We start from the raw sequence: 26,593 nt of genomic DNA on the forward strand, positions 1-26,593 counted from the left end.
CGGACAAGTAGTCGAGCAGAGCTCAACGTCCACATGGGCCGAAGAGGGGAGTGGGATGCGGCCGGACCTCGAACGGGAGTACGTCGAGTACGTAACGGCGCGGTTGCCCCGCCTGCATCGCACGGCGTACTTGCTCTGCGCCGATGCACACCAGGCGGATGACATCGTCCAGACGACGCTCACGGCGCTCTACGTGAATTGGAAGCGGGCCGTCGGCGCGGACAATCTCGACGGGTACGTGCACCGGATCATGGTGCGGCGCTACCTCGACGAACGGCGGCGCAGGTGGTCGAAGGTCCTGCTCGGCGACCGGGTCCCGGAACTGTCCGTACCCGCCGACCACGCCGTCGAGGAGCGAGAGGCGCTGATGGCGGCATTGCGTTCGCTGCCCAAGGGCCAGCGGGCCGTTGTGGTGCTGCGCTTTTTTGGTGACCTGTCGATCGAGGCGACCGCGGAAGTCCTCGGATGTTCCACGGGCAACGTCAAGAGCCAGTCATCGCGGGCGCTCGCCACCCTGCGGAAGGCACTTGACGTACGGCATCCGGTCATGGCCGCACAAGGAGTGAAGGATTCATGAACGAGGAACAGGAACTGCGGGACCGACTGGAAGCGGTCCACGTGCCGCCCAGCCGCATCGAGATGGACGTGGTGGTCCGCGCCGGACGCCGGCGCGCCCTTCGCCGCCGGTCGATACAGGCGACCGGCGGCGTGGCGCTGGCCACCGCCGTGCTGCTGGCGGTGCCGGCGATCCTGGCCAGGGCGGGGGCGCAGCCGACGGTGCAGGCGGGTGCCAGCCCGACCACGGGCCCGGTGGAGGAGGCGACCGCGTCGGCTGACCCGGCCGAGCCGTGCCGGATGACCGAACTGCCCGTGCCGCCCGGGATGAAGGACGTCACGGCCGACGCGGTGGATCCGACCGGCAGGTACATCGTCGGAAACAACACGGTCGGGCAGAACTTCCGGCCGGTCATGTGGACCGACGGGCGGCCACAGGCATTGCCGGTGAAGGGCCAGTCCGTCCAGGTGACGGCGGTCAACGCCAGCGGGACCGCGGTCGGAATCGCCACCGACGACCCGAAGCACGAGTACGTGTTCCGCTACGCGAATGGCGCGTACACCAGGCTGAACACACCGCCGGGAAACTGGCACCCCTACCCGACCCCGGCGATCAACGCCGCCGGTGACGTCGTCATCAACGTGGAGCCGCGCGGGAACGTGGGCGGCGAGGGCAGCATCGTCCTGCTCTGGAAGGCGCACTCGCCGACCGCGGTCAGGCTGCGGCTGCCCGCCGGGGCGAACGCCTTCGACATCACGGACGACGGCAAGATCGTCGGTGCGATGTACAAGGATGGCGTCGCCACCGACGCGTACGTCTGGGACCAGCAGGGTAACGGCCAGAAGCTGGAGGTGCCGGCCGGACAGACCGGCGCAGCCTACGCGGCACAGGGCGACTGGGTGACCGGTGGCCTGTGGCCGTCCGAGGCCACGGCATTGTGGAATCTCCGGACCGGCGAGGTGACCGCCCTGGGGAAGAGGGGCCCTGGCGCGATCACCGCGGGAACTTACGGACCGGGAGAGGCTGTCAACGCCTCCGGCTGGACTGTGGCCAGTGGCGCCGTGCTGCGGCCTGGCGGTGCCGCCGCTGAGCTTGCTGCAACCAAGCCGCAGTTCGGCCGGGCGTGGGACGTGTCCGACACCGGGCTGGTCGTCGGGCAGGCGCTGACCGACCGTGGCAGCACGAATCTCGGGCCGCGCGTGTGGCAGTGCTGATCCGATCCGGCGACGGTCGCTGACGGCCGAGCACGACAAAGGCCGCTGACGGGGTTTCCCTGGTCAGCGGCCTTTCGTGTTGCTCATCGGTGGTGCCCCCGGCAGGATTCGAACCTGCGCCCCCGCCTCCGGAGGGCGGTGCTCTATCCCCTGAGCTACGGGGGCTCAGCGACCCGAGAAGAGTAGCAAACCCGCCTCCGGATCGCCCAATCGGCCACCCCGCGCCCCCAGGCTCAGGCGGCGGCCATGGGACGGCCGCAGCTGGGCAGCGGGTGCAGGACGATGCGGCGCGGCAGCCGCCGTGGCCACTCGTTGCGGGGCCACGAGCCGTCGATGATCAGGTGCGCCGTCCGCTCCTCGGCGCCGCTGAGCCGCAGTACGAAGTCGCGGGGGAGCGGCGGGTCGACCGACGGTGTGGTGATCATGAAGCGCACCCGGCCCCGCGAGGAGACCGCGGAGATCACGTCCGCGGCCGGCATGGTGCCGCGCAGGCGTACCCGGCCGATCCAGTAGACCTCCGCGGCGTGCTCCTGGGCAGCCCGCGTGATCGACGGGTACTCGTTGCGTACCCAGCGCTCGACCGCACCCACGCAGAGCCCGCAGGCCCGTTCCCGGGGCTCGCGCGGACCCAACCCCCAGGCCCGCAGGTACGCCCCGACCGTGCCGGCGTCCATCGCCAGGTCGAACCGCTGCTGGATGAGGGTGGTCAGGCTCTGTCGCGTCCAGAGCTCCTCGTCCAGGCCGAACTCGTCCGGGTGGACGCCCCGCAGCGCGTCGATCAGTTCGAGTTCCTGTTCGCGGCTGAGCGTTCCCGACTCGCCCGGCCGCTGTACGCGACGGACGGCTGCCACCGCCCCGTCACCGCCGATGGTGTGGCGTCGGCACCAGCTGGTCACCGACCGCCCTGCGTCTCTGAGTGCAACCCCCACGTCCTGCGCAACGAGCCCGAATCGCAACTGGTCACGATATGTGGGGAGAAAAGTCTCCAAGCCGCGTAATGGGTTGGATTACCCAAAACGTTATAAGCCGGCATAACGGGCAGGAGTGGGTCCGTACGCGGAAGGGCCCGCGTCACGCGAGACGCGGGCCCTTCGGAGCAGGGAGCTACCTGTTCAACCACCCAGGCGCTTGAGCGCGGCCTGGAGGTTGGTCAGATCGGTCTGCTGGGTGTTCTTCATGACCTGCGCGACCGCGCGCACGTCGTCGTCGTGCCCCTCGTCGAGGACCCCCTGGATCATGTGGATCCCGCCGAGGTGGTGCTTGATCATCAGCTGGAGGAAGAGCACGTCGAACTCGCGCCCCTGCGTGGAGCGCAGCTTCGCCATCTCGTCCGGCGTGGCCATGCCCGGCATCAGACCGTTCTTGACCAGGCCGGCGCCGTCCGGCATCCAGGCCATCGCCGGCTGGTCGCCGGTCGGGTCCAGGTGCCACGACCTCAGCCAGGTCTGCATGGTGCCGATCTCGCCCTGCTGGCCGGTGGCGATGTCGCCGCCGATCTGGCGTACCTCCGGGTCCTGGCCCTGCTGGAAGGCCATCAGCCCCATCGCCACCGCCTGGGCGTGGTGGGTGGTCATGTCCCGGGCGAAGCCGGCCTCGGCGGAGTTCTCACCCGGACGGGTGAGCGTCGGGGTCAGCAGGCCACCCGCGTAGCCGAGCAGGAGACCGACCACGATGGCGGCCGCGAGGGCCAGGACACCGAAGCGGCGGGCGGCCCCCCGGCCACCGTCACCGGTGGTCGGGGCTTCGTCGAGCTCGGTGTCCGTCGTCACGGCAGCGGTCATCGCGGCGTCCTCACTGGGTCGGCTGCTCGGGCATCTGGTTGCCCCCGTCCCGCGGCGTGGTGCCGGTGGCGGTGATGCCCTGGCCGCAGTTGGCGTTCGGGCCCTCGACGGAGGCGTTCACCCGCAGTGTCTTGATGAAGTCGTCGATCCGGCCGTCGTCGGCGTTGTCGACCTTGAGCTGGAAGCCCCAGGCCTGCAGCGAGATCGGCTTGTCCAGCCCCTCGAACGGGCTGAGCATCATCTTCTCCTTGCCCTCGACCTTGGCCTTGAGCTTCGACACCTGGTCGGCCCCCAGGTCCGGGCGGTAGGTGATCCAGACCGTGCCGTGCTCCAGGCTGTGCACCGCGTGCTCGTTGGCGATCGGGGCGTCGTAGACGTCGCCCATGCAGTTCTGCCAGGACGGGTTGTGCGGGCCGGCCACCGGCGGGAGGATGTCGTACTTGATCGAACCGGCCTGGTGCTGGCCGCCGGTGACCAGTTCCTTGTCCTTCTTGCGGTAGTCGACCACGCCCTTGATGGCGTCGGCCCGCTCCTGCCACGGCTGGGAACCCCGGTAGGCGGCGAAGGCGCCGTAGCCGATGATGCCGGCGGCGAGCACACCGACCGCGACGAAGAGCGCGATCGGACCCCAGGACCGACCCTGGCTGACCTTCACCGGGGCCACCGGCTTGCGACCCTTGCCGCCGCTCGTCGGCCGCGGGGTGCCCTTGCCGGCCCCGGCCTTGCCGCCGGCGGGCTTGTCGGTGGCGGCGGGCCGGCCGGCCGCCGGCTTCTTACCGGTGCTGACCACGGTCGGACGGCGCTCCGGGCCGCCCGGGGTGCTGATGCTCATCGTGCCTCGTCAGGTCGGTCGGTCAGGGGAGTCGCGGTGCCGGTTCACATGTCGGGTCGCCGCCGCGGTGCCCGAGTCTACCCCCGATAACATGGTTCAGTGACTCCCGCAGAACTCGCCGAGGTCGTCCTCTCCGCAGCCCACGCCGTCTTCGACGGCCGGGGCCTGGATCGCTCCGCGCTGCCCGCGCAGACCACCGTCGAGCGACCCCGTAACCCCGAGCACGGCGACTACGCCTCGACGCTGGCGCTGCAGCTCAGCAAGAAGGTGGGCGTACCTCCGCGGGAGCTGGCCGCCGCCCTGGCCGAGCAGCTCGAGCGGGCGCCGGGGATCAAGTCGGTGGAGATCGCCGGTCCGGGCTTCCTGAACATCCGGCTCGACGCGGCCGCCGCCGGCCAGCTCGCCAAGGTCATCGTCGAGGCCGGCCCGGAGTACGGCCGCAGCGACACCCTCGCCGGTCAGAAGATCAACCTGGAGTTCGTCTCGGCGAACCCGACCGGCCCGGTGCACATCGGCGGGGTCCGCTGGGCGGCCGTCGGCGACGCGCTCAGCCGGCTGCTCCGCGCCACCGGCGCCGAGGTCGGCACCGAGTACTACTTCAACGACGCCGGCTCGCAGATCGACCGGTTCGCCCGCTCGCTGCTCGCCGCGGCCCGCGGCGAGCCGGCCCCCGAGGACGGCTACGGCGGCGCGTACATCGCGGAGATCGCGACCGAGGTGGGCACGCGCCGGCCGGACGTGCGGGAGCTGGACGACGCCGCCGCCCAGGAGGTGTTCCGGGTCGAGGGCGTCCAGCTCATGTTCGACGAGATCAAGTCGTCGCTGCGCGACTTCGGCGTCGAGTTCGACACCTACTTCAACGAGAAGGACCTGCACGACCGGGGCGAGCTGGACAAGGCGCTGGTCCGGCTACGGGAGCAGGGGCACCTCTACGAGGCCGACGGCGCGACCTGGCTGCGCACCACCGACTTCGGCGACGACAAGGACCGGGTGCTGCGCAAGTCCAACGGCGAGTGGACCTACTTCGCCGCCGACTGCGCCTACTACCTCGACAAGCGCGAGCGCGGTTTCGAGCGCGTGGTGATCATGCTGGGCGCCGACCACCACGGCTACATCGGCCGGATGAAGGCGATGGCCGCCTGCTTCGGCGACGACCCGGACCACAACCTGGAGATCCTCATCGGCCAGCTGGTCAACCTGGTCCGCGACGGTCAGCCGGTCCGGATGAGCAAGCGGGCCGGCACCGTGGTCACCCTGGAGGACCTGGTCGACGCGATCGGCGTGGACGCTTCCCGCTACGCGCTGGCGCGCTACTCCAGCGACTCGCCGATCGACATCGACGTGGAGCTGTGGACCCGGGCCACCCGGGACAACCCGGTCTACTACGTGCAGTACGTCGCCGCGCGCACCGCCGGCGTGGCCCGCAACGCGGCCGAGGTCGGGCTGACCCGGGGCGACGCCGAGGCGTTCCACCCGGAGCTGCTCGGCCACGAGAAGGAGAACGAGCTACTCAAGGCGCTCGCCGAGTTCCCCGCCGTGGTGGCCACCGCCGCCGAGCTGCGCGAGCCGCACCGGATCGCCCGTTACCTCGAGGAGCGCGTCGCGCAGGCGTTCCACCGGTTCTACGACAACTGCCAGGTCAACCCGCGGGGCGACGAGGAGATCACCGACACCCACCGGGCCCGGCTCTGGCTCAACGACGCGACCCGGGTGGTCATCGCCAACGGCCTGCGCCTGCTCGGCGTCTCCGCGCCGGAGAGGATGTAACCAGCCATGCGCGCGCACGAGGCCGGTGCCCTGCACGGCGAGATCGGCCACCGGGGGCCGGCCTGGCTACGTACCCCGATCGACGTCAACGCCCTGGTGCCGGCGCTGTGGCCGCGCCACGTGGCGCGCGCCGCGAGCGGCGCGCTGGAGGTCGCCGGCCTGGACATCCGCGACCTCGCCACCGAGTTCGGCACCGCGGTGTACGTGCTGGACGAGGACGACCTGCGGTCGCGCTGCCGGGAGTTCCGGGCCGCCTTCCCGGACGCCGACGTCTACTACGCCGGCAAGGCGTTCCTCTGCCGCGCGGTGGTCCGCATGATCGCCGAGGAGGGGATGTTCCTCGACGTCTGCACCGGCGGCGAGCTGGCCACCGCGCTGTCGGCCGGGATGCCCGCGGAGCGGATCGGCTTCCACGGCAACAACAAGTCGGTGGCCGAGCTGACCCGGGCGGTGGACGCCGGGGTGGGGCGGATCATCGTCGACTCGTTCGCCGAGATCGACCGGCTGACCGCGCTCGCCCGGGAGCGCGGGGTGCGCCCCCGGGTGCTGGTCCGGGTCACCGTCGGCGTGGAGGCGCACACCCACGAGTTCATCGCCACCGCGCACGAGGACCAGAAGTTCGGCTTCTCGCTCGCCGGCGGGGCCGCCGCGGCGGCGGCCTTCAAGATCATCGACGAGGGCGTGCTGGAGCTGCGCGGGCTGCACTCGCACATCGGCTCGCAGATCTTCGACGCCAGCGGCTTCGAGGTCTCCGCCCGTCGAGTGCTGAGCCTGCAGGCGCAGATCCGCGACGCCCGCGGGGTGGAGCTGCCCGAGCTGGACCTGGGCGGCGGCTTCGGCATCGCCTACACCACCCAGGACGACCCGGCCACACCGCAGGAGCTGGCCAAGCGGCTCCGCAAGATCGTCGACGGGGAGTGCGCGGCCGAGAAGCTGACCGTGCCGCACCTGTCCATCGAGCCGGGACGGGCCATCGTCGGGCCGGCCGTGTTCACCCTCTACGAGGTCGGCACGGTCAAGGACGTCGATGGCCTGCGGACGTATGTGAGTGTCGACGGCGGGATGAGCGACAACATCCGCACCGCGCTCTACGACGCGTCGTACTCGGCCACGGTGGCCAACCGGGCCTCGACGGCGGAGCCCCTGCTCGCCCGCGTGGTGGGAAAGCATTGTGAGTCCGGGGACATCGTGGTGAAGGATGAATTCCTGCCCGCCGACGTGCAGCCCGGAGATCTTGTCGCGGTGCCTGGCACCGGAGCCTACTGCCGGAGCATGGCCAGCAACTACAACCATGTCCCCCGGCCGCCGGTCGTCGCCGTCCGTGACGGCAGGGCCCGGCTGATCGTCCGCCGGGAGACCGAAGAGGACCTGCTCGCATTGGATGTCGGTTGACATCCTCCCCTCTCCGGAGGGAGGAGAGTCCCACCGTCACCGGTGGGCTTTCCTGTTTCATCGCCGACTGCCCGTGGAAGGATCCCGTGAGGTCTTACGTCAGCTCCGCAGGCGTTTCACCTCTCCGCCAGCCCGGCGGCGAGGATGTTGCGCGCGGCGTTGACGTCCCGATCGTGAACCGAGCCGCAGCCGGGGCACGACCACGCGCGGACGTCAAGGGTCAGCGCGGCGTTGATCCGACCGCACGTCGAGCATGTCTTGCTCGACGGATACCAGCGGTCGATGACGATCACGGTGCGGCCGTACCAGATCGCTTTGTACTCGATCATGCTGCGCAACTGGGACCAGGCCGCGTCGGAGATGGCGCGAGCCAGACGGCGATTACGCAGCATCGTACGGACACTGAGGTCTTCGATCACGACCGTTTGGTTCTCGCGGACGAGTCGGGTGCTCAGCTTGTGCAGCAGATCGCGTCGGCGGTCGGCGATCCGCGCGTGGATTCGGGCCACCTTCAGTCGGGCCTTGGCTCGGTTGCGGGAATCCTTGGCCTTGCGGGACAGCTCCCGCTGGGCGTGGGCGAGCTTGCGGCGGTCGGCGCGTTCGTGCCGCGGGTTGGTGATCTTTTCTCCGGTGGAGAGGGTGACCAGGCTGGTGATCCCCACGTCCGCTCCCACGGCCGTATCGACCGACGGCAGCGCCTTTACGGTCGGGTCTTCGACCAGCAGGGAAACGAACCACCGTCCGGCGGCGTCCCGGGACACCGTGACGGTCGACGGTTGCGCGCCCTCGGGCAGGGGACGGGACCATGCGATGTGCAGCGGCGCTTCCATCTTGGCCAGGGTGAGCTGCCCGTCGCGCCAGCGGAACGCCGACCGGGTGTATTCCGCCGATGCCCTCGACCTTCGCTTCGACTTGAAGCGGGGGTAGTTGGAGCGTTTGTCCCAGAACGCGACGAATGCCGCCTGGAGGTGTCGCAGGGCTTGTTGAAGCGGCACCGACGACACTTCGTTGAGAAACGCCAGCTCCTGCGTGCGCTTCCACTCGGTCAGCCACGCCGAGGACTGCCCGTACGTGATGCGCTGCCGCTCCACGGTCCAGGCCCGGGTGCGGGCGTCGAGGGCCAGGTTATAGACCTTCCGCACACAGCCGAACGTGCGGTTGAGTTGATCGGCCTGCTCGGGAGACGGATAGCAGCGGTACTTGAAGGCACGCTTCACCGCCCCATTCATGCCTCACGTCTTATCACACGTCCACATAGATCGATCAGCGAAGGGAGGGAGCGGCGTTTCCTCCCGGCCCGGACCTGCCGGGCTGCTACGCCGCGATCCCGATGATGGCACCTGTGCGCTTGGCGCTGCTCGGCTGCGGCACGGTCGGCAGCGAGGTGGTGCGGCTGCTGCATGAGCAGTCGGCCGACCTCGCCGCCCGGATCGGCGCCCCACTGGAGATCGCCGGGATCGCCGTACGCCGGCTCGGCCGGGACCGCGGCGAGCTGCCCGTGGACCCCTCCCTGTTCACCACCGACCCGCTCGGGCTGATCAAGCGGGACGACGTGGACGTCGTGGTGGAGGTCGTCGGCGGCATCGAGCCGGCCCGCACCTGGCTGGCCGAGGCGCTGCGCGCGGGCAAGAGCGTGGTCACCGCCAACAAGGCGCTGCTCGCCGAGGACGGCGCGACGCTGCACGACGCCGCCACCGAGGGCGGCGCCGACCTCTACTACGAGGCGAGCGTCGCCGGGGCCATCCCGCTGCTGCGCCCGCTGCGCGAGTCGCTGCACGGCGACCGGATCAACCGGGTCACCGGGATCGTCAACGGCACCACCAACTTCATTCTCTCCGCCATGGACGCCACCGGGGCCGGCTTCGCCGAGGCCCTGGAGGAGGCCACCGAGCTGGGCTACGCCGAGGCCGACCCGACGGCCGACGTGGAGGGCTTCGACGCCGCCGCCAAGGCCGCCATCCTCGCCTCGCTGGCGTTCCACACCCGGGTCACCGCCGCCGACGTGCACCGCGAGGGCATCACCGAGGTGACCGCCGCCGATGTGGCCAGCGCCAAGGCGATGGGATGCACCATCAAGCTGCTCTGCATCGCCGCCCGGGGCGTCGACGCGCAGGGCGGGGAGACGGTCAACGTCCGGGTGCACCCGGCGATGATCCCGTTGACCCACCCCCTGGCCAGCGTCGGTGACGCGTTCAACGCGGTCTTCGTCGAGGCCGAGGCGGCCGGGCAGCTCATGTTCTACGGCCGGGGCGCGGGCGGCGCGCCGACCGCCAGCGCGGTCCTCGGCGACGTGGTGGCGGTGGCGCGCAACCGCCTCGCCCGGGTGTACGCCGCCAGCGAGTCGGCGTACGCGGACCTGTCGGTGCGGCCGATGGGGGAGGCGCTCACCCGCTACCACATCAGCCTCGACGTGGCTGACCGGCCCGGTGTGCTGGAGGCGGTGGCCGGGGTCTTCGCCCGGCACGAGGTCTCCATCGCCACCGTGCGGCAGGGCCCGGCGGGTGGCGGCCCGGCCGGCCGGGGCGAGGACGCCGAGCTGGTCATCGTCACCCACGTGGCGCCGGACGCCGCGCTCGCGGCCACCGTCCGGGAGCTGCGCGGGCTGGCGATCGTCCGCTCCGTCACCAGTGTGCTGCGGGTCGAGGGCGGGGCGTAGGCTCCCGTCCCGCCTGATGGTTAAGGGCAGGTGTGCCGGTGACCGGTCCGGGAGGCTGGTCCAGGCTGGTAGCGCCCCGGGGCGACCGGGGCGGGTGCAGGCGAGGAGGGCGACATGTGGCGGGGTCTGATCGAGACGTACCGGGACCGGCTGCCGGTCACCGACGCCACCCCGGTCGTCACCCTGCACGAGGGGAACACCCCGCTGCTGCCGGCGCCGGTGCTCTCCGCCCGGATCGGCGCCGACGTCTGGCTGAAGGTCGAGGGGGCCAATCCGACCGGCTCGTTCAAGGACCGGGGCATGACCGTCGCCGTTTCCAAGGCCGTCGAGGCCGGTGACAAGGCGATAATCTGCGCCTCCACCGGCAACACCAGCGCCTCCGCCGCGGCGTACGCGGCCCGCGCCGGGATCACCTGCGCGGTGCTGGTGCCGCAGGGCAAGATCGCGCTGGGCAAGCTGGCGCAGGCGCTGGTGCACGGCGCCAAGCTGCTCCAGGTGCAGGGCAACTTCGACGACTGCCTGGCGCTCGCCGGCAAGCTCGCCCAGGACTACCCGGTCGCCCTGGTCAACTCGGTGAACGTAAACCGGTTGCACGGGCAGAAGACCGCCGCCTTCGAGATCGTCGAGGCGCTCGGCGACGCCCCCGACATCCACTGCCTGCCGGTCGGCAACGCCGGCAACGTCTCGGCGTACTGGATGGGCTACTCGGAGGACCTGCGCGCGGGCCGGGTCACGAAGGCCCCGAAGATGTACGGCTTCCAGGCGGCCGGGGCGGCTCCCCTGGTCACCGGGCAGATGGTGCCGGAGCCGTCGACCATCGCCACGGCCATCCGGATCGGCAACCCGGCGAGCTGGACCAGGGCGATCGACGCCCGGGACGCGTCGGGCGGCCTGATCTCGGCGGTCACCGACCGGGAGATCCTGGCCGCGTACCGGCTGCTGGCCCGCGAGGTCGGGGTCTTCGTCGAGCTGGGCAGCGCGGCGAGCGTGGCCGGCCTGTTGCAGCAGGCCGCCGCCGGGCGGGTGCCGGCCGGGTCGACCGTGGTCTGCACGGTCACCGGGCACGGCCTCAAGGACCCCGAGTGGGCCATCTCGACGGCCCCCGCACCGGTGACGATCGCCAACGACGCCCTCGCCGCCGCCCGGTCCCTCGACCTCGCCTGACCCCCACCCGCAGGGGTGCGCATGAGGTCGTCGTCGGGGGTGGGTGGGTGCGTGGTGCGGTGATCGGGTGCGGCAGACTTTGTGGACGCCGTTGATCCCGATCCAGGAGTGAGTAACGCAGATGTCGCTGCTCGCCAGATTCAGCCTCGCCAACCGGGGGCTGGTCGCCCTCATCGCGCTGGTGACCGCGGCGTTCGGGGCGTTCGCCGTGCCGTCGCTGAAACAGCAGCTCCTGCCGTCGCTGGAGTTCCCCGCCGCGTTCATCGTGGCGGCGTACCCGGGTGCCGCGCCGGAGATCGTCGAATCCCAGGTCGCCGAGCCGATCGAGAACAGCCTCCAGGGCATCCCGGGGCTGGAGAAGGTCAGCTCGACCTCCCGTGAGGGCTCCACCACGGTCCAGGTGCAGTACACGTTCGGCACCGACCTGGACGACGTGGTCAACAAGATGCAGGCCGCGCTGAACCGCATCGACGGGCAGCTGCCCGAGGGCGTGGACCCGCAGGTCCTCGCCGGCAGCACCGACGACCTGCCCGCCGTGGTGGTCGCCGCGACCGGCGGCGACGACGAGCAGACCCTGGCGGAGAAGCTGCGCCGCACCGTCGTACCCGAGCTGGAGGGACTGGACGGGGTCCGGACGGTCGAGGTGACCGGCACCCGCGACCAGGTCGTGCTGATCACCCCCGACCCGGTGAAGCTGGCCGCGGCCCGGGTGGCCCCCACCGCGATCGGCCAGGCGCTGCGGACGAACGGCGTCGCGGTGCCGGCGGGCGTGGTCGCCGACGGCAGCGGCCTGTCGCTCCCGGTGCAGGTCGGCACCCCGATCCGGACCGTGGACGACCTGCGCGGGATCGTGCTCACCACCGCCCCCGCCGCCCCGGTACGCCTCGGCGACGTGGCCCAGGTGGAGCAGCAGCTCGCCCCGGCCACCGGGTTCACCCGGACCAACGGCAAGCCCAGCCTCGGCATCGCCGTCACCGCCACCCCGGACGGCAACGCGGTCCGGATCTCGCACGACATCCAGGACCGGCTCGACGCGCTGAAGGCCGCCTCCGGCGCCGACCTGACCGTGGTCTTCGACCAGGCCCCGTTCGTCGAGCGGTCCATCGACAGCCTCACCACCGAGGGCCTGCTCGGCCTGCTGATGGCGGTCGTGGTGATCCTGGTCTTCCTGCTCTCGATCCGCTCGACCGTGGTCACCGCGGTCTCCATCCCGCTGTCGGTGCTGGTGGCGCTGATCGTGCTCTGGGCCGGCGACTACTCGCTCAACCTGCTCACCCTCGGCGCGCTGACCATCGCCGTCGGCCGGGTCGTCGACGACTCCATCGTGGTGCTGGAGAACATCAAGCGGCACCTGGAGTACGGCGAGCCGAAGCGCGACGCCATCCTCGGCGCGGTCCGCGAGGTGGCCGGCGCGGTGACCGCCTCCACGCTCACCACGGTCGCCGTCTTCGCGCCGATCGCGCTGGTGGGCGGCTTCGTCGGGCAGCTGTTCGCGCCGTTCGCGATCACCGTGACAGTGGCCCTGCTCGCTTCGCTGCTGGTGTCGCTGACCGTGATCCCGGTGCTCGCCTACTGGTTCCTGAAGCCGCCCCGTGGCGGCGCGGACGAGACCGGAATCCGGCGGGCCGCCGAGGAGAAGGAGCTGCGCAGCCGGTTGCAGCGGGCGTACCTGCCCGTCATCGGCTTCGCCACCCGGTCCCGGGGCACCCGCTGGATCACCGTGGGGCTGGGCCTGCTGGTGCTGCTCGGCACGTTCGGCCTGGCGCAGAAGCTGGAGACCAACTTCCTGGACGACTCCGGCCAGGACACCCTGACGATCCGCCAGGAGCTGCCGGCCGGCACCGGGCTGACCGGCACCGATCAGGCCGCCGCCCGGGTCGAGGAGGTGCTGCGGCGTACGCCGGGGGTGAAGACCTACCAGGTCACGGCGGGCGGCGGCAACGTTCCGTGGGCAGGCGGCGGTGGCAACAACACCGCCACGTTCTCGGTCGCGCTCACCGGCGACACCGACGCCGCGAAGGTCCGGCGGACCCTACGCGGAGAGTTCGACGCCCTCGGTTCGGGGGTCGGGGAGCTGAGCTTCGGCGGCGGGCGGAACGCCGCCTCCGCCAACCAGCTGGCGGTGGTCGTGCAGGCCGCCGACCCGGACACGCTGGCCCGGGCCGCCGAGGCCGTCCGGGACGCCATGGCCGGCGTGCCGGGCGTCGAGGACGTCGACACCGGCCTCGCCGCCCGGGTGCCCAGGGTCGAGGTGACCGTGGACCGGGTCGCGGCGGCCCGGGTGGGGCTCACCGAGGCGGCCGTCGGGCAGATCGTCGCGCAGGCGTACCGGGGCGCCCCGCTGGGGCAGGTCACCCTGGACGGCACGCCGCGGAACGTGGTGCTCAGCACCGGGACCCCGCCGCCGCTGACCGTGGACGAGCTGCGGGCGCTGCCGGTGGGCCGGGTCAAGCTGGACGACATCGCCGACGTCAACCAGGTCGGGGGTCCGCAGCAGGTGACCCGGATCGACGGCGAGCGCAGCGTGTCGGTGACCGGCACGGCCACCGGCTCCGACCTGGGCGCCACCACCACTGAGCTCCAGAAGCGGCTGGACGCGCTGGACGTGCCGGGCGCGACGTTCACCATCGGCGGCGTCAGCGCCGACCAGAAGGACGCCTTCGCCGACCTGATGCTGGCCGTGCTGGCCGCGATCGCGATCGTTTTCCTGATCATGGTCGGTACGTTCCGCAGCCTGACCCAGGCGCTGATCCTGCTGATCTCCGTCCCGTTCGCGGCCACCGGGGCGATCGCGCTGCTGCTGGCCACCGGGACGCCGCTGGGCGTACCGGCGCTGATCGGCGTGCTCATGCTGGTCGGCATCGTGGTGACGAACGCGATCGTGCTGCTCGACCTGATCAACCAGTACCGCACGCAGGGGATGGGCGTCGCCGAGGCGGTGGTCGAGGGCGGCCGGCGCCGGCTGCGGCCGATCCTGATGACCGCGGTCGCCACCGTCTTCGCGCTGCTGCCGATGGCGTTCGGCCTCACCGGCGAGGGCGGATTCATCTCCCGGCCACTGGCGATCGTGGTGATCGGCGGCCTGATCAGCTCGACGCTGCTGACGCTGATCCTGGTGCCGACCCTCTACACGATGGTGGAGCGCACCAAGGAGTCGCTGCGCGGGCGCCGGGCCGGCCGCCGGGGCACGCCGGAGCCGGCGGAAACGCCGGTGCCGGCGAAATGGCCGGCACCCGCCCTGGTGACCGTCGGCGGGGGCGAGCCTCCGGCCGAGGCCGCCGCACCCCCGGCCCGGCCCGCCCCGTCGGCCGCGCTCCTCGACGGAACGGACCAGTTCGAGGTGCTGCGCCTGCCGAAGAGCCGCCGCTCCCCCCTCCCGCCCACCGACTGATCCGGGACCCCGGGCCCGCCGGTCGGGTCCGGGTCACCCGTCGGGCGCGGATTCACGGAAAGAGTGGCCATTCCATGCGGGATGGCCACTCTTTCGGGAAAGAGGCCGGATCGGCGTTCGGCGCGCACGGCGTGACGGGACAGTGGGGGGCAGGGCCAGGCGGTACGGTGAGCGAGTTGACACCTACTGTCGGTGTCGGCCCGTCGACGGTGGCCGGCCGGAGCGGGAGCGGGGCCATGGGGGACGGCGCGGGTCGGTGGGGCAGGCGGACGGTGCTGCGCCGGACCGCCCTGCTGGCCGGGGGCGTCGCGCTGGGCGCCGCCGGCACCACGCAGACCACCTGGATCGCCGACCGCCGGCTCCCGATCGCCGGCGGGCCGGCCAGCGCCACGCTGGGCAACCGCTACCAGCAGGTCGGCACCGGCACGGTCGAGGTCGCCTGGGGCGTACGCACCGCCGAACGCCTGCTCGCGCTCACCTTCGACGACGGGCCGCTGCCACAGTGGACCCCGATGGTGCTGGACACGCTGGAGAAATACGAGGTCCCGGCCACGTTCTTCATGGTCGGTGCCCGAGCCCGGAAGCATGCCGACCTGGTGCGCGGCCGGTTGAGCCGGCACGAGGTGGGCAACCACAGCTGGATCCACCACGACCTGGCCCGGATGGACGCCCACACCGCGTACGACGACCTGCGGCGCAGCCACGACGCCATCGCCGAGGCCACCGGGGTGGTGCCCGGCCTGCTCCGCCCGCCCTGGGGGCACCTGGGCGGGGCGGTGCTGCACGCCGCCGCCCAGCTGGACTACCGGCTGGTGCTCTGGACGTTGCAGATGGTCGAGGGCGAGTTTCCGCACGACCCGGCCGGCCACGCCCGGCGCATCGTCGCCGACGTCCAGCCCGGCACCATCCTGCTCGGCCACGACGTCGGCACCGAGCAGCGGCTGGTCGCGCTCCGCGGCCTGCCGGACATGATCACGGGGCTGCGGGCCCGCGGTTACACCTTCGTGACCGTGTCCCAGCTGCTCCGCCACGGTGCCGTCGTCTGACCAGCCCGGTAGGGTTCCGGCGTGCCGCCCACCGTCTCGGTCCTCGTCCGCAACCGCGACTTCCGTAACCTCTTCCTCGCCGAGCTGGTGGTGTTCGGCTCCGACTGGTTCGTCATGGTGCCGCTGCTGGTGCTCCTGCCGGAGCTGACCGGCAGCGGGGTGTGGGGCGCGCTGGTGCTCGCCGTGGACACCGGCACGCTCGCGCTGCTGCTGCCGTACACCGGGACCGTCGCCGACCGGGTCGACCGGCGGAAGATCATGATGACGGCGAACCTCGCCGCCCTGGCCGGCATCCTGCTGCTGCTCGGGGTCCGCGGTCCCCGGACGGCCTGGCTGGCCCTGGTGGCGATCGCGGCCGTGGCCGTGGCGAAGGCGTTCTACTCGCCGGCCGCCCAGGCCGCCCTGCCCAACGTGCTCGACCCGGCGGACCTGGCCGTCGGCAACGCCGTGGCGGGCTCCGCCTGGGGCACCATGACCGTCGTCGGCGCCTCGCTCGGCGGCATCCTCAGCGCCGCCGCCGGCCCGTACGCCAGCTTCTGGGTGGCGGCGGGCAGCCTGACGGTGGCGGCGGGCCTGGCCGCGCTGATCCGCCGGCCGTTGCAGGCGCCCCGCGACCCGGCGACGGCAACCCCGGGCACCTGGCCGGCGATCCGCGAGGCGCTGCGCTACATCGCGCACCGGCCGCGGGTGCTCGGGCTGGTCACCGTGAAGTCGGCGGTCGGTCTCGGCAACGGCGTGCTCACCGTCTTCCCGCTGCTCGCCGGGGTGTACGGGGCCGGCGCGGTCGGCACCGGTCTGCTCTTCGCCGCCCGCGGTGCTGGGGCCCTGGTCGGCCCGATCCTGATGCGGCGGGTGCTCACCAACCGGGCCTGGCTGCTGACCGGCCTGGCCCTGTCCATGTCCCTCTACGGCCTGGCCTACGTGGGCGCGTCGGTGGTCGACTGGTTCCCGCTGGTGCTGGTACTGGTCTTCCTGGCCCACTTCGGTGGCGGCAGCAACTGGGTGCTGTCCAACTACGCGCTCCAGGGCGAGGTGCCGGACCGGTTGCGAGGCCGGGTCTTCGCCACCGACATGATGCTGGCGACGCTGGCCATCTCGGCCAGCCAACTCGTGGTGGCGCTGGTCGTGGACCAGGTGAACGAGCGGACCGTGCTGGCCGGCTGCGGCCTGGTCACCGTGGTCTACGCGGTGGGCTGGCGGCTCGCCACCCGGCGGCTCTCGCTCACCGAGCCGGCGGAGGAGCCGGAGCCCAGCCGCACGCCCTGACCGTCGCACCAGTCCCACGCACCGGGCGAACCGGCGCGTTGTCGGTGCCGGGTCCTAGCATGAGCCGGTGCCGATGAACTTCGCCTCCGGCCCGGTGCGGGTCCGGGTGCCCGCGACCAGTGCGAACCTGGGCCCGGGCTTCGACGCGCTCGGGTTGGCCCTGGGGCTGTACGACGACGTGGCGGCCGAGGTGACCTCGGGCGGCGTCCGGGTGACGGTGACCGGGGAGGGTGCCGGCGAGCTGCCGGACGGCGAGCGGCATCTGGTGGTGACGTCGATGCGGGCCGTCTTCGACGTGCTGGGCGCGCAGCCGCCGGGGCTGGCCCTGGAGTGCGTCAACCGGATCCCGCAGGCCCGAGGCCTCGGCTCCTCCTCGGCGGCGATCGTCGCCGGGGTGCTGCTCGCCCGCGCGCTGGTCGACGACGGCGTGGCACGGCTGGACGACGCCGCGGCGCTCCGGCTGGCCGCCGAGCTCGAGGGCCATCCCGACAACGTCGCGCCCTGCCTGCTCGGCGGGTTCACCGTCGCGTGGACGGAGCCCTCCGGCGCCCGGGCGGTTTCGCTGGCCGTGGCGGAGGCAGTCCGTCCCACCGTGTTCGTGCCCGGAGAGCGGGGCCTGACCGCCGCCGCGCGGGCCGCGTTGCCGGCCACCGTGCCGCACGCCGACGCGGCCCTGACCGCCGGTCGGGCGGCGCTGCTGGTGCACGCGCTGACCGCCGACCCGGCGCTGCTGCTGCCGGCGACGGTCGACCGGCTGCATCAGGGCTACCGCGCCGAGGGCATGCCGGCGACGGCCGCGCTGGTCGGCGAGCTGCGTGGGGCCGGTGTGGCGGCCGTGGTCAGTGGGGCGGGTCCGACGGTGCTGGCGCTGACCGAGCTGCCCGTGGGCTTCGCCGCGGGAACAGATTGGCAGTGCTGGGAGTTGCCGATAGATGTCAGCGGTGCCCGGGTTGCCCGGGGTAGACTTGGACACGCCGAGCGGGACCCTGTTGCCGCAGGTCGGAAGAGTTGATTACGCTCTAGACCTAGCACAGCCGCGAAGCACGCGATCTTCCTGCGGGTCGGTGTATCCCCGAAGCTCTCGGCGGTCAGCCCGTCACCCCTGCCCAAGGCCCACGCCGCACCGCAGTTTCCACAGGTCGCCGCAGACGGCGAGACCTGCTCACCAACCTCGGTGAGTCGGGAAACCGACCGGCTGCTGTGTCACAGACTCCCGCGACGCGTCCATGCGAGGCGGGTGCACCGAGGCCGCCCGGCCACCTGTTTTCGACTCCGGGCAGTCCCGGCCTATCGAGGGAAGGAATCCATTGAGCGACACCACCGACGTGACGTCGGATGTTTCCAACGTCGCTGGCGATGCCACCACCGCCGCCCCCACTCGCCGTCGGCGCAGCGGTACCGGCCTCTCGGCGATGCTGCTGCCAGAGCTCCAGAGCCTGGCTGCGTCGCTCGGCATCTCGGGCACGGCTCGCATGCGTAAGGGCGAGCTGATCAGCGCGATCACCGAGCGGCAGGGCGGCGCCGCCGCCGGGACCCCTCGACCACGGGCCGAGGTCGCGGCCGCGGCCGCGCCCACCCGGGAAGAGGTGCACGCCGAGGTACGTGAGGAGCGGGCCGAGGCCCCGGCCGCCGAGGCGACCGAGGGTCGTACCCGGAGCCGGCGTGGCCGGGCCGCCGCGACGACCGAGGCGCGGCCGGCCGAGACGCGCACCGAGGAGGCCGCCACCGCCGAGACCGGCGAGCGGGCCGAGCGCGGCGAAGGCCGGGGCCGGGAGCGCGGCGAGCGGGCTGAGCGCGGCGCCGAGCGCGCTGAGCGCGGCGCCGAGCGCGGTGAGCGGGCTGAGCGCGGCGCCGAGCGGGCTGAGCGTGGCGAGCGCGCCGAGCGTGGTGAGCGGGCTGAGCGCGGCGCCGAGCGTGGCGAGCGGCCTGAGCGCGGTGGCGAGCGGGCTGAGCGCGCCGAGCGGGGCGAGCGCGGTGGCGAGCGGGGCGAGCGCAACGACCGCGGCCAGCGCGCCGAGCGTGACCACGACGGGGACGAGGACGGCGAGGGCGGCGGCCGGCGTGGCCGGCGCAGCCGGTTCCGGGACCGCCGGCGTGGCCGCGGCGAGCGGGCCGAGGGCGGCGAGGGCGGCCGCGAGCCGCAGGTCGGCGAGGACGACGTGCTCGTCCCGGTCGCCGGCATCATCGACGTGCTCGACAACTACGCCTTCGTCCGGACCACCGGCTACCTGGCCGGCCCGAACGACGTGTACGTCTCGATGTCCCAGATCAAGAAGTACGGCCTGCGGCGCGGTGACGCGATCACCGGTGCCGTGCGGGCCGCCCGCGACGGCGAGCAGCGGCGCGACAAGTACAACCCGCTGGTCCGGCTCGACACCATCAACGGGATGGAGCCGGAGGAGGCGAAGCGCCGGCCGGAGTTCTACAAGCTCACCCCGCTGTATCCGCAGGAGCGGCTGCGGCTGGAGACCGAGCCGCACATCCTGACGACCCGGGTTATCGATCTGGTGATGCCGATCGGTAAGGGTCAGCGGGCGTTGATCGTCTCGCCGCCGAAGGCGGGTAAGACGATGGTGCTGCAGGCGATCGCGAACGCGATCACCCGGAACAACCCGGAGTGCCACCTGATGGTGGTGCTGGTCGACGAGCGGCCGGAAGAGGTCACCGACATGCAGCGGTCGGTGAAGGGCGAGGTCATTGCGGCCACGTTCGACCGTCCGCCGCAGGACCACACGACGGTGGCGGAGCTGGCGATCGAGCGGGCGAAGCGCCTGGTCGAGCTGGGGCACGACGTGGTCGTGCTGCTCGACTCGGTGACCCGGCTCGGTCGGTCGTACAACCTGGCGGCGCCGGCCAGCGGCCGGATCATGTCGGGTGGTATCGACTCCACCGCGCTCTACCCGCCGAAGCGCTTCCTGGGCGCGGCACGGAACATCGAGAACGGCGGCTCGCTGACCATCCTCGCCACGGCGCTGGTGGAGACCGGTTCGATGGCGGACACGGTCATCTTCGAGGAGTTCAAGGGCACCGGTAACGCGGAGCTGAAGCTGGACCGGAAGATCGCCGACAAGCGGGTCTTCCCGGCGATCGACATCAACCCCTCCGGTACGCGCAAGGAGGAGGTCCTGCTCGCGCCGGAGGAGCTGGCCATCGTCCACAAGCTCCGGAAGGTGCTGCACTCGCTGGACTCGCAGGCGGCGCTCGACCTCCTGCTGGACCGGCTCAAGCAGTCCCGCACGAACATCGAGTTCCTGATGCAGATCGCGAAGTCCACGCCGGGCGAGTGACCCGGTAGGAGCGACACAGGCGAGGGGCACGGCCTTCGGGTCGTGCCCCTCGTCGCGTACCGGGCGGAGAGGTGAAGTTTTTCTTCGGTTAAGCCGAGGGCTATTGAAACTTCTATTCACTCTCGGGTTGACTGTCGTCCATGCGTACCCGCAGTCGATCCGCCCGTCTCGCCGGCGTCCTGCTGCTGACGCCGCTGCTCACCCTCACCGGACCCGTTCCGCCCGGCGTCGCGGCGCCCGCGCTCGAGCCCCGTACCCCGGCCGAGGACTCTCCGGCCGCCTCCTCCCGCCTCGATCCGGCCGTCGTCCTGGCCGGGTCCGCCTCCGCCGGCGGTGGCGTGGCACCGGCCGGCGGCCTGGAGACCGCCAAGACCACCCGTCCGGTCGCCCCCGGACTCGATCTGACCTCCTTCGACCGGTACGACGCCGACGGCTGGCTGCGGGCGGACGCCCTCACCGCCGACCTGTCCGGCGGCGTCACCGTCGACTACGTCAACTCGGGCGAGGTCACGCGGGACGAGCCGCTGCGTGCCGCGGTCGACCGCTCCCGGGCGGTGGCCGCGGTCAACGGCGACTTCTTCGACATCAACAACTCCGGTGCCGCCCAGGGCATCGGCATCCGCTCCGGGGAGCTGGTCCAGTCGCCGATCGCGGGGCACCCGAACGCCGCCGCGATCAGCGCCGAGGGGCTGGGCCGGATCATCGAGGTCGGCTTCGAGGGCAGTGCCGCCCTGCCCGCGGGGCCGGTGCCGCTGACCCAGTTCAACAACATGGTGCAGCGCGACGGCGTCGGCGTCTTCACCCCGCTCTGGGGCTCGTACTCCCGGCAGCGGGCGGTGACCGGCGTGGCGCGCGTGGTCGAGGTGACGGTGACCGGCGGCCGGGTCGCGTCCGTGGCCACCGTGGCGGGGGAGGGGCCGATCCCGGCCGGGACCACCGTGCTGCTCGGTCGAGAGGCGGGGGCGGACGCCCTCGCGGCGCTACACCCCGGCGACCCGGTCGACCTGACCTGGCGGCCGAAGGCCGCCGACGGCGGCAGCCTGCGCGCGGCGGTGGGCGGCGGCAACGTGCTGGTGCGCGACGGCGTGGTGCAGGACATCGCCGACCAGAGCCTCGCCCCACGGACCTCGGTCGGATTCTCCGCCGACGGGCGCAAAATGATCATGTTGACCGTGGACGGCCGGCAGGTGGACAGCCGGGGCGTGACCCAGACCGAGCTGGGCCGGATGATGGTCGAGCTGGGCGCACAGAACGCGCTGAACCTCGACGGCGGCGGCTCCTCGACCCTGCTGGCCCGGGAACCCGGCGCGGCGGCGGTCCAGGTGGAGAACAGCCCCTCGGACGGCGCCGAGCGACCGGTCCCCAACGGCCTCGCCATCTACGCCCCGCCGGGCAGCGGCCGGCTCACCGGGTACTGGCTGGAGACCGCCAGCGATCCGACCACCGCGCCCGGCGTCGCCCCGATCCGCGGCGGCCGGCCGGACCGGGTCTTCCCCGGGCTCACCCGCCGGCTCACCGCCGCCGGCTACGACGAGACGTACGGGCCGGCCGCCGGCGCGCCGCACTGGCGGGCCAACCCGGCCGCCCAGGGCACGGTGGACGCCGAGGGCGTGTTCCGGGCCGCGCGGCCCGGCCGCAGCACCGTCACCGCCTGGCGGGAGAAGGCGCGCGGCACGCTCGACCTGACCGTGCTCGGCCCGCTGGACCGGATCGACTCCACCGTGGACCGGCTCGGCCTGAACCGGCAGGGCGACACCGGGCTCTTCGGGGTGGTGGGCTACGACGCCGAGGGGAACACCGCGCCGATCGAGCCCGCCGACCTGCGCCTGGAGTACGACCACGACGTCCTCGCGGTCACCCCCACCGCCGACGGCAACCTCTCGGTCAAGGCACTCGAGGACAGCGGGTCCGCTCTGGTCACCGTCCACGTCGGAGCGAGGGTCGCGGTTCTGCCGGTCACCGTCGGGCTGGCCGACGTGCCGGTGGCCGGGTTCGACGACGCCGCCTCCTGGAAGTTCAGCCAGGCCCGGGCCAGCGGGTCGGTCGCCACGGCCCCGGGCCACACCGGCACCGGCCTGAAGCTGTCGTACGACTTCAGCCAGTCCACCGGCACTCGGGCCGCGTACGCCGACCCGCCGGCCTGGATCGACGTGCCCGGCCAGCCGCAGGCGTTCGGCATGTGGCTCAAGGGCAGCGGTACGGGGGAGTGGCCCAGCCTGCACCTGCACGACGCCCAGGACACCCAGTTCGTGCTGCGCGGCCCGTACGTCACCTGGACCGGCTGGCGGTACGTCGAGTTCGTGGTCCCGGCCGGCGTGCAGTACCCGGTCCGGGTGCGCCGGTTCTACGTCGCCGAGACCGACCCGGCCAAGCAGTACCGGAGCGAGGTGGTCATCGACGACCTGGTGGCCAAGGTGCCGCCCACGCTGGACGCACCGGCCGAGCCGCCCCGAACCGACCGGGTGGTGCTGCGCGACGGCACGGTGGACGGCGCGCCCTGGCGCTTCGCGGTGATGTCCGACGCCCAGTTCGTCGCCGCCGACCCGGACAGCGACCTGGTCGCCCAGGCTCGCCGTACGCTGCGCGAGATCCGGGCGGCGAATCCGGACTTCCTGGTCATCGACGGCGATTTCGTGGACACCGCGTACCCGGCGGACTTCGCGCTGGCCAGGCGGATCCTCGACGAGGAGCTGGGCGGCGAGCTGCCGTACTACTACGTGCCGGGCAACCACGAGATCATGGGCGCCCCGATCACGAACTTCCGGAACGTCTTCGGCGAGACCTCCCGGGTCTTCGATCACGTGGGCACCCGGTTCGTCACGCTGGACACCTCCACCGGCTCGCTGCGCGGCGGCGGCTTCGACCAGGTGAAGCTGCTTCGGGACACGCTCGACGCGGCGGCGGCCGACCCGGCCGTGGGTTCGGTCGCGGTGTTCTTCCACCATCCGCCCCGTGACCCCAGCCCGGCCAAGGCCAGCCAGCTCGGCGACCGTAAAGAGGCCGCCCTGGTGGAGCAGTGGCTCGCGGATTTCCAGCACCGCACCGGCAAGGGCGCGCTCATGGTCAACGGGCACGTCGGCACCTTCCACGCCGAGCGGGTGGACGGCGTCCCGTACGTGATCAACGGCAACTCGGGCAAGAACCCCTCCACCCCGCCCCAGCTCGGCGGCTTCACGGGCTGGACCGAGTTCGGCGTCGACCCGGTGACGCCGCAGGAGGCCGAGCGGGCCCGGCGCGACCCCCTCGCCGAAGGGCCGCGCTGGGTCGAGGCGGAGTTCCACGCCCACGTCGACCGGCTCACCGTGAGCGCGCCGGGCAGCGTCGCGGTGGGCGCCCCGGCGACGGTCACCGCGACGCTGACCCAGCCCGGTGGCCGTACCGTGCCGGTGGCCGCGCCGGTCAGCGCCGACTGGTCCGGCTCGCCCAGCCTGCACATCGGCGCCGCCGACGGCGTGAAGCCGTGGCACGTGGCCCGGTTCGACCCGGCGACCGGCGAGCTGAGCGCGCTGCGCCCCGGCGCGCAGGTGGTGCTCGCGGTGACCGTCAACGGCGTGCGGGCCGAGACGACGGTGACCCTGACGGCGGCGGAGGCGCCCGCCGCCTGAGGACGGGCCCCCTGCGCAACGCCCGGCGTTGCACAGGGGGCTCTCCTCGCAGGTCAGAAGTCGCCCTCGGCGACCTGGAAGACGGTCAGGCCGAGGGAGCGCCACATCTGGACCACCTGCTGCCGGTCGTCGAAGACGCCGACCACCCGGTACCGGTCCCGGACCTCCCGCTCGTAGATCTCCCGCTTGATCACGGCGTCCTTGCGCTGGTCGCCGATCGCCCGCAGGTGCAGCGCCAGGTAGGGCACCTTGACGTGCCGGTCCAGCCAGGCCACGGTGGCGGCCCGGGCCGAGGCGTCCCGGCCCGAGCAGAAGACCACCCCGTGCCCGGCCGCGTGCATCGCCCGAACCGCCGCGATCACCGCCTCGTTCGGCGCGTCCTCCCCGACCCGGGTCATGTCGTACGGGCTGCGTGCCACGTTCAGCGCGACCGTGCCGTCGATGTCGACCAGCACGATGTCCGGCCGTTCGCTCCGTGCCTCGTGGACGTGGGCCGGGCCGCCGGTGCCCACCGTCGGGACTGGCAGCGGGAGCGGGCGGTTGGCCAGGTAGCGCTCGTGCAGCCGGCGGATCGCGGCCTCGCCGACCCGGTCCACCTCCGGCCGTGCGGCGTCCCGGCGCAGGCACTCCTCCAGCGGCACGTCGGTGAAGTCGTGCACCTCGAACGCGGCGCCGAACCGCTCGGCCAGTTCGGCCCAGTCGCGCAGGGTGCGGGAGCGCAGGTTGGTGTCGTCCACGCAGACGCTCACCCGGGCCGCCAGCAGCGTCTCCACCTGCGCCCGCTGGACCTTGGTGACCTGCCCCTCGGCCCACTGGGTGAAGAGCCGCTCGCCGTGCAACATCCGGCGCAGGTCGTCCCGGTTGACCCGGACCACACCGGGCTGGAGTCGGCGGGCGAAGGTGGTCTTGCCGGAGGCGGGCAGCCCACGGGTCGCGATCAGGCGGAACATCCCCCTCACCCCCGGTCCGTCCGGTCCCGGTCCGTGCCGGGTCCCACCGTACGACGGGGAATGCCCGCACACCCGGCGGGAATGCGTACCGGGAGGCGGGCGTTGAGCCTGCCGGACCCTCGTGTGCGGCCCGCTCGCCGGGTCGGCGTACGCCCATGGCACACTGGTCAATCGGCCACCGGTTCCGGTTCACGCCCGATCCCGTCGCGGACGACGGGGAGCGGCGACCCGGCGACCACCCACGAAAGGACCGAGGCGACATGAAGCCCAACATCCACCCGGAGTACGTGACCACCGAGGTCCGCTGCTCCTGCGGCAACTCCTTCACGACCCGCAGCACCGCCAAGGGCGGTCAGATCACGGTCGAGACCTGCAGCGCCTGCCACCCGTTCTACACCGGCAAGCAGCGCGTCCTCGACACCGCCGGTCGGGTCGCGAAGTTCCAGCAGAAGTACGCCAAGGTTCAGGCCAAGAAGGCCAAGTAGCTTCACCGACGACGCCCGCGTCCGGCTCCGTGCCGGGCGCGGGCGTTCGTCCGTTTCCGCCGCTTTCCGCCCCCCGTATCCTGGTCGTCGTCGAAGGAGTATCCGCAGCATGAGCAGTGAACGCCTGGCCGCCCTCCTCGACGAGTACGCCGAGCTGGAGAAGCGGCTGGCCGACCCCACCATCCACGCCGACCAGGGCACCGCCCGCCGGGTCGGCCGGCGCTACGCGGAGCTGGTCCCGCTGCAGAAGGCCGCCGGCGAGCTGGAGCAGGCCCGGGCCGACCTGGCTGCCGCCCGCGAGCTGGCCGCCGAGGACCCGGCCTTCGCCGCCGAGGCCGAGGCGATCGCCGCGTCCCTGCCGGTGCTCGAGGAGCGGCTGGCGGAGCTGCTGATCCCGCGCGACCCGCACGACGCCAAGGACGTCATCGTCGAGATCAAGGCGGGTGAGGGCGGCGAGGAGTCGGCGCTCTTCGCCGGTGACCTGCTCCGGATGTACACCCGGTACGCCGAGCGGCACGGCTGGACCACCGAGGTGATCGACTCGCAGGAGTCCGACCTCGGCGGGGTCAAGGACGTCTCGCTCGCGATCAAGACCAAGGGTGTGCCGGAGGGCGGCAACGGGGTCTGGTCCCGCCTCAAGTGGGAGGGCGGCGTGCACCGGGTGCAGCGCGTCCCGGTCACCGAGTCGCAGGGCCGGATCCACACCAGCGCAGCCGGCGTGCTGGTGCTGCCGGAAGCCGAGGACGTCGACGTCAGCATCGACCCGAACGACCTGCGGATCGACGTGTTCCGCTCGTCCGGGCCCGGCGGGCAGTCGGTCAACACCACCGACTCCGCGGTCCGGATCACCCACGTGCCGACCGGGATCGTGGTCTCCTGCCAGAACGAGAAGTCGCAGCTGCAGAACCGGGAGCAGGCGCTGCGGATCCTGCGCGCCCGGCTGCTCGCCGCGGCCCAGGAGCAGGCCGACGCGGCCGCCTCGGACGCCCGCAAGGCGCAGGTCCGCACCGTGGACCGGTCGGAGCGGATCCGCACGTACAACTTCCCGCAGAACCGGATCACCGACCACCGGATCGGCTACACGGCGTACAACCTCGACCTGGCTTTGGCCGGGGAGATGGACGGCGTGCTGGACGCCCTCACCGAGGCCGACCGCGCCGCCCGCCTCGCCGGCGAGACCGAGCTCGCCCGCCGCTGACCC

19 protein-coding genes and 1 tRNA gene are annotated in these 26,593 nt (G+C 72.4%); 14 read left to right on the plus strand and 6 right to left on the minus strand.

Annotated elements, in window-relative coordinates; all coding sequences use genetic code 11:
* The first annotated feature begins 55 nt into the window (after positions 1-55).
* Both ACNAVT_RS09140 and ACNAVT_RS09145 read left to right on the plus strand, forming a co-directional pair.
* Positions 56-577, plus strand: a complete 522-nt coding sequence (locus tag ACNAVT_RS09140; RefSeq protein ID WP_416294629.1) for a SigE family RNA polymerase sigma factor — start codon at positions 56-58, stop codon at positions 575-577.
* Positions 574-1,770, plus strand: coding sequence for a hypothetical protein (locus tag ACNAVT_RS09145; RefSeq protein ID WP_416294631.1), 1,197 nt, complete (start codon positions 574-576; stop codon positions 1,768-1,770). The genes ACNAVT_RS09140 and ACNAVT_RS09145 overlap by 4 nt, the downstream gene beginning before the upstream one ends.
* A gap of 90 nt (positions 1,771-1,860) precedes the next feature.
* Here ACNAVT_RS09145 and ACNAVT_RS09150 read toward each other — a convergent pair.
* The 4 genes from ACNAVT_RS09150 to ACNAVT_RS09165 all read right to left on the minus strand — a co-directional run bounded on the left by ACNAVT_RS09150 (position 1,861) and on the right by ACNAVT_RS09165 (position 4,383).
* Positions 1,861-1,935, minus strand: a tRNA-Arg gene (locus ACNAVT_RS09150).
* 68 nt (positions 1,936-2,003) lie between these two features.
* The gene (locus ACNAVT_RS09155) at positions 2,004-2,699 is read right to left on the minus strand and encodes a winged helix-turn-helix domain-containing protein (RefSeq protein WP_416294725.1); all 696 of its coding nucleotides are present in this window, start codon (positions 2,697-2,699) and stop codon (positions 2,004-2,006) included.
* Positions 2,700-2,882: 183 nt separating this feature from the next.
* Entirely contained in the window at positions 2,883-3,551 is a 669-nt protein-coding gene (locus ACNAVT_RS09160) for a DUF305 domain-containing protein (RefSeq protein WP_416294632.1), read from the minus strand.
* 10 nt (positions 3,552-3,561) lie between these two features.
* Positions 3,562-4,383, minus strand: coding sequence for a DUF3105 domain-containing protein (locus tag ACNAVT_RS09165; protein WP_416294633.1), 822 nt, complete (start codon positions 4,381-4,383; stop codon positions 3,562-3,564).
* 99 nt (positions 4,384-4,482) lie between these two features.
* Here ACNAVT_RS09165 and argS point away from each other — a divergent pair, with 99 nt between their 5' ends.
* Positions 4,483-6,150: an arginine--tRNA ligase gene (argS, locus tag ACNAVT_RS09170; protein ID WP_416294635.1), complete on the plus strand. Its 1,668-nt coding sequence runs from the start codon at positions 4,483-4,485 to the stop codon at positions 6,148-6,150.
* Positions 6,151-6,156: 6 nt separating this feature from the next.
* Entirely contained in the window at positions 6,157-7,542 is a 1,386-nt protein-coding gene (lysA, locus tag ACNAVT_RS09175) for a diaminopimelate decarboxylase (RefSeq protein ID WP_416294637.1), read from the plus strand.
* A gap of 116 nt (positions 7,543-7,658) precedes the next feature.
* Here lysA and ACNAVT_RS09180 read toward each other — a convergent pair whose 3' ends face one another.
* Complete coding sequence (locus tag ACNAVT_RS09180) at positions 7,659-8,771, minus strand: RNA-guided endonuclease InsQ/TnpB family protein (protein WP_416294639.1); 1,113 nt, start codon at positions 8,769-8,771, stop codon at positions 7,659-7,661.
* Positions 8,772-8,884: 113 nt separating this feature from the next.
* Between ACNAVT_RS09180 and ACNAVT_RS09185 the strand changes: the two genes are divergently transcribed.
* From ACNAVT_RS09185 to ACNAVT_RS09220, 8 genes are all read left to right on the plus strand, one after another.
* The gene (locus ACNAVT_RS09185; RefSeq protein WP_416294727.1) at positions 8,885-10,198 is read left to right on the plus strand and encodes a homoserine dehydrogenase; all 1,314 of its coding nucleotides are present in this window, start codon (positions 8,885-8,887) and stop codon (positions 10,196-10,198) included.
* Positions 10,199-10,312: 114 nt separating this feature from the next.
* Positions 10,313-11,362 (plus strand): threonine synthase, encoded by a 1,050-nt coding sequence (gene thrC / locus ACNAVT_RS09190; protein WP_416294641.1) that lies wholly within the window; start codon positions 10,313-10,315, stop codon positions 11,360-11,362.
* Between the two features lie 121 nt (positions 11,363-11,483).
* Positions 11,484-14,753, plus strand: coding sequence for an efflux RND transporter permease subunit (locus tag ACNAVT_RS09195; RefSeq protein ID WP_416294643.1), 3,270 nt, complete (start codon positions 11,484-11,486; stop codon positions 14,751-14,753).
* Between the two features lie 236 nt (positions 14,754-14,989).
* On the plus strand, positions 14,990-15,799 hold the full coding sequence (locus ACNAVT_RS09200; protein ID WP_416294645.1) for a polysaccharide deacetylase family protein: 810 nt from the start codon (positions 14,990-14,992) through the stop codon (positions 15,797-15,799).
* 21 nt (positions 15,800-15,820) lie between these two features.
* Positions 15,821-17,065: an MFS transporter gene (locus ACNAVT_RS09205; protein ID WP_416294647.1), complete on the plus strand. Its 1,245-nt coding sequence runs from the start codon at positions 15,821-15,823 to the stop codon at positions 17,063-17,065.
* 73 nt (positions 17,066-17,138) lie between these two features.
* Entirely contained in the window at positions 17,139-18,077 is a 939-nt protein-coding gene (gene thrB, locus ACNAVT_RS09210; RefSeq protein ID WP_416294729.1) for a homoserine kinase, read from the plus strand.
* A 295-nt stretch (positions 18,078-18,372) separates the two neighbouring features.
* Positions 18,373-20,352: a transcription termination factor Rho gene (gene rho / locus ACNAVT_RS09215; protein WP_416294649.1), complete on the plus strand. Its 1,980-nt coding sequence runs from the start codon at positions 18,373-18,375 to the stop codon at positions 20,350-20,352.
* Positions 20,353-20,492: 140 nt separating this feature from the next.
* Complete coding sequence (locus ACNAVT_RS09220; protein ID WP_416294651.1) at positions 20,493-23,957, plus strand: phosphodiester glycosidase family protein; 3,465 nt, start codon at positions 20,493-20,495, stop codon at positions 23,955-23,957.
* 53 nt (positions 23,958-24,010) lie between these two features.
* Here the strand turns inward: ACNAVT_RS09220 and ACNAVT_RS09225 are convergent, their stop codons facing one another.
* Positions 24,011-24,907 (minus strand): AAA family ATPase, encoded by an 897-nt coding sequence (locus ACNAVT_RS09225; RefSeq protein WP_416294653.1) that lies wholly within the window; start codon positions 24,905-24,907, stop codon positions 24,011-24,013.
* 260 nt (positions 24,908-25,167) lie between these two features.
* Between ACNAVT_RS09225 and rpmE the strand changes: the two genes are divergently transcribed.
* Positions 25,168-25,392 carry a 50S ribosomal protein L31 gene (gene rpmE / locus ACNAVT_RS09230; protein ID WP_416294655.1) on the plus strand — a complete coding sequence of 75 codons (225 nt, stop codon included), beginning with the start codon at positions 25,168-25,170 and terminating at the stop codon, positions 25,390-25,392.
* Positions 25,393-25,501: 109 nt separating this feature from the next.
* Positions 25,502-26,590, plus strand: coding sequence for a peptide chain release factor 1 (gene prfA, locus ACNAVT_RS09235; protein ID WP_416294657.1), 1,089 nt, complete (start codon positions 25,502-25,504; stop codon positions 26,588-26,590).
* Positions 26,591-26,593 lie beyond the last annotated feature (3 nt).

The sequence above is a fragment of the Micromonospora sp. SL4-19 genome (assembly GCF_047921475.1).
Lineage (GTDB): Bacteria > Actinomycetota > Actinomycetes > Mycobacteriales > Micromonosporaceae > Micromonospora.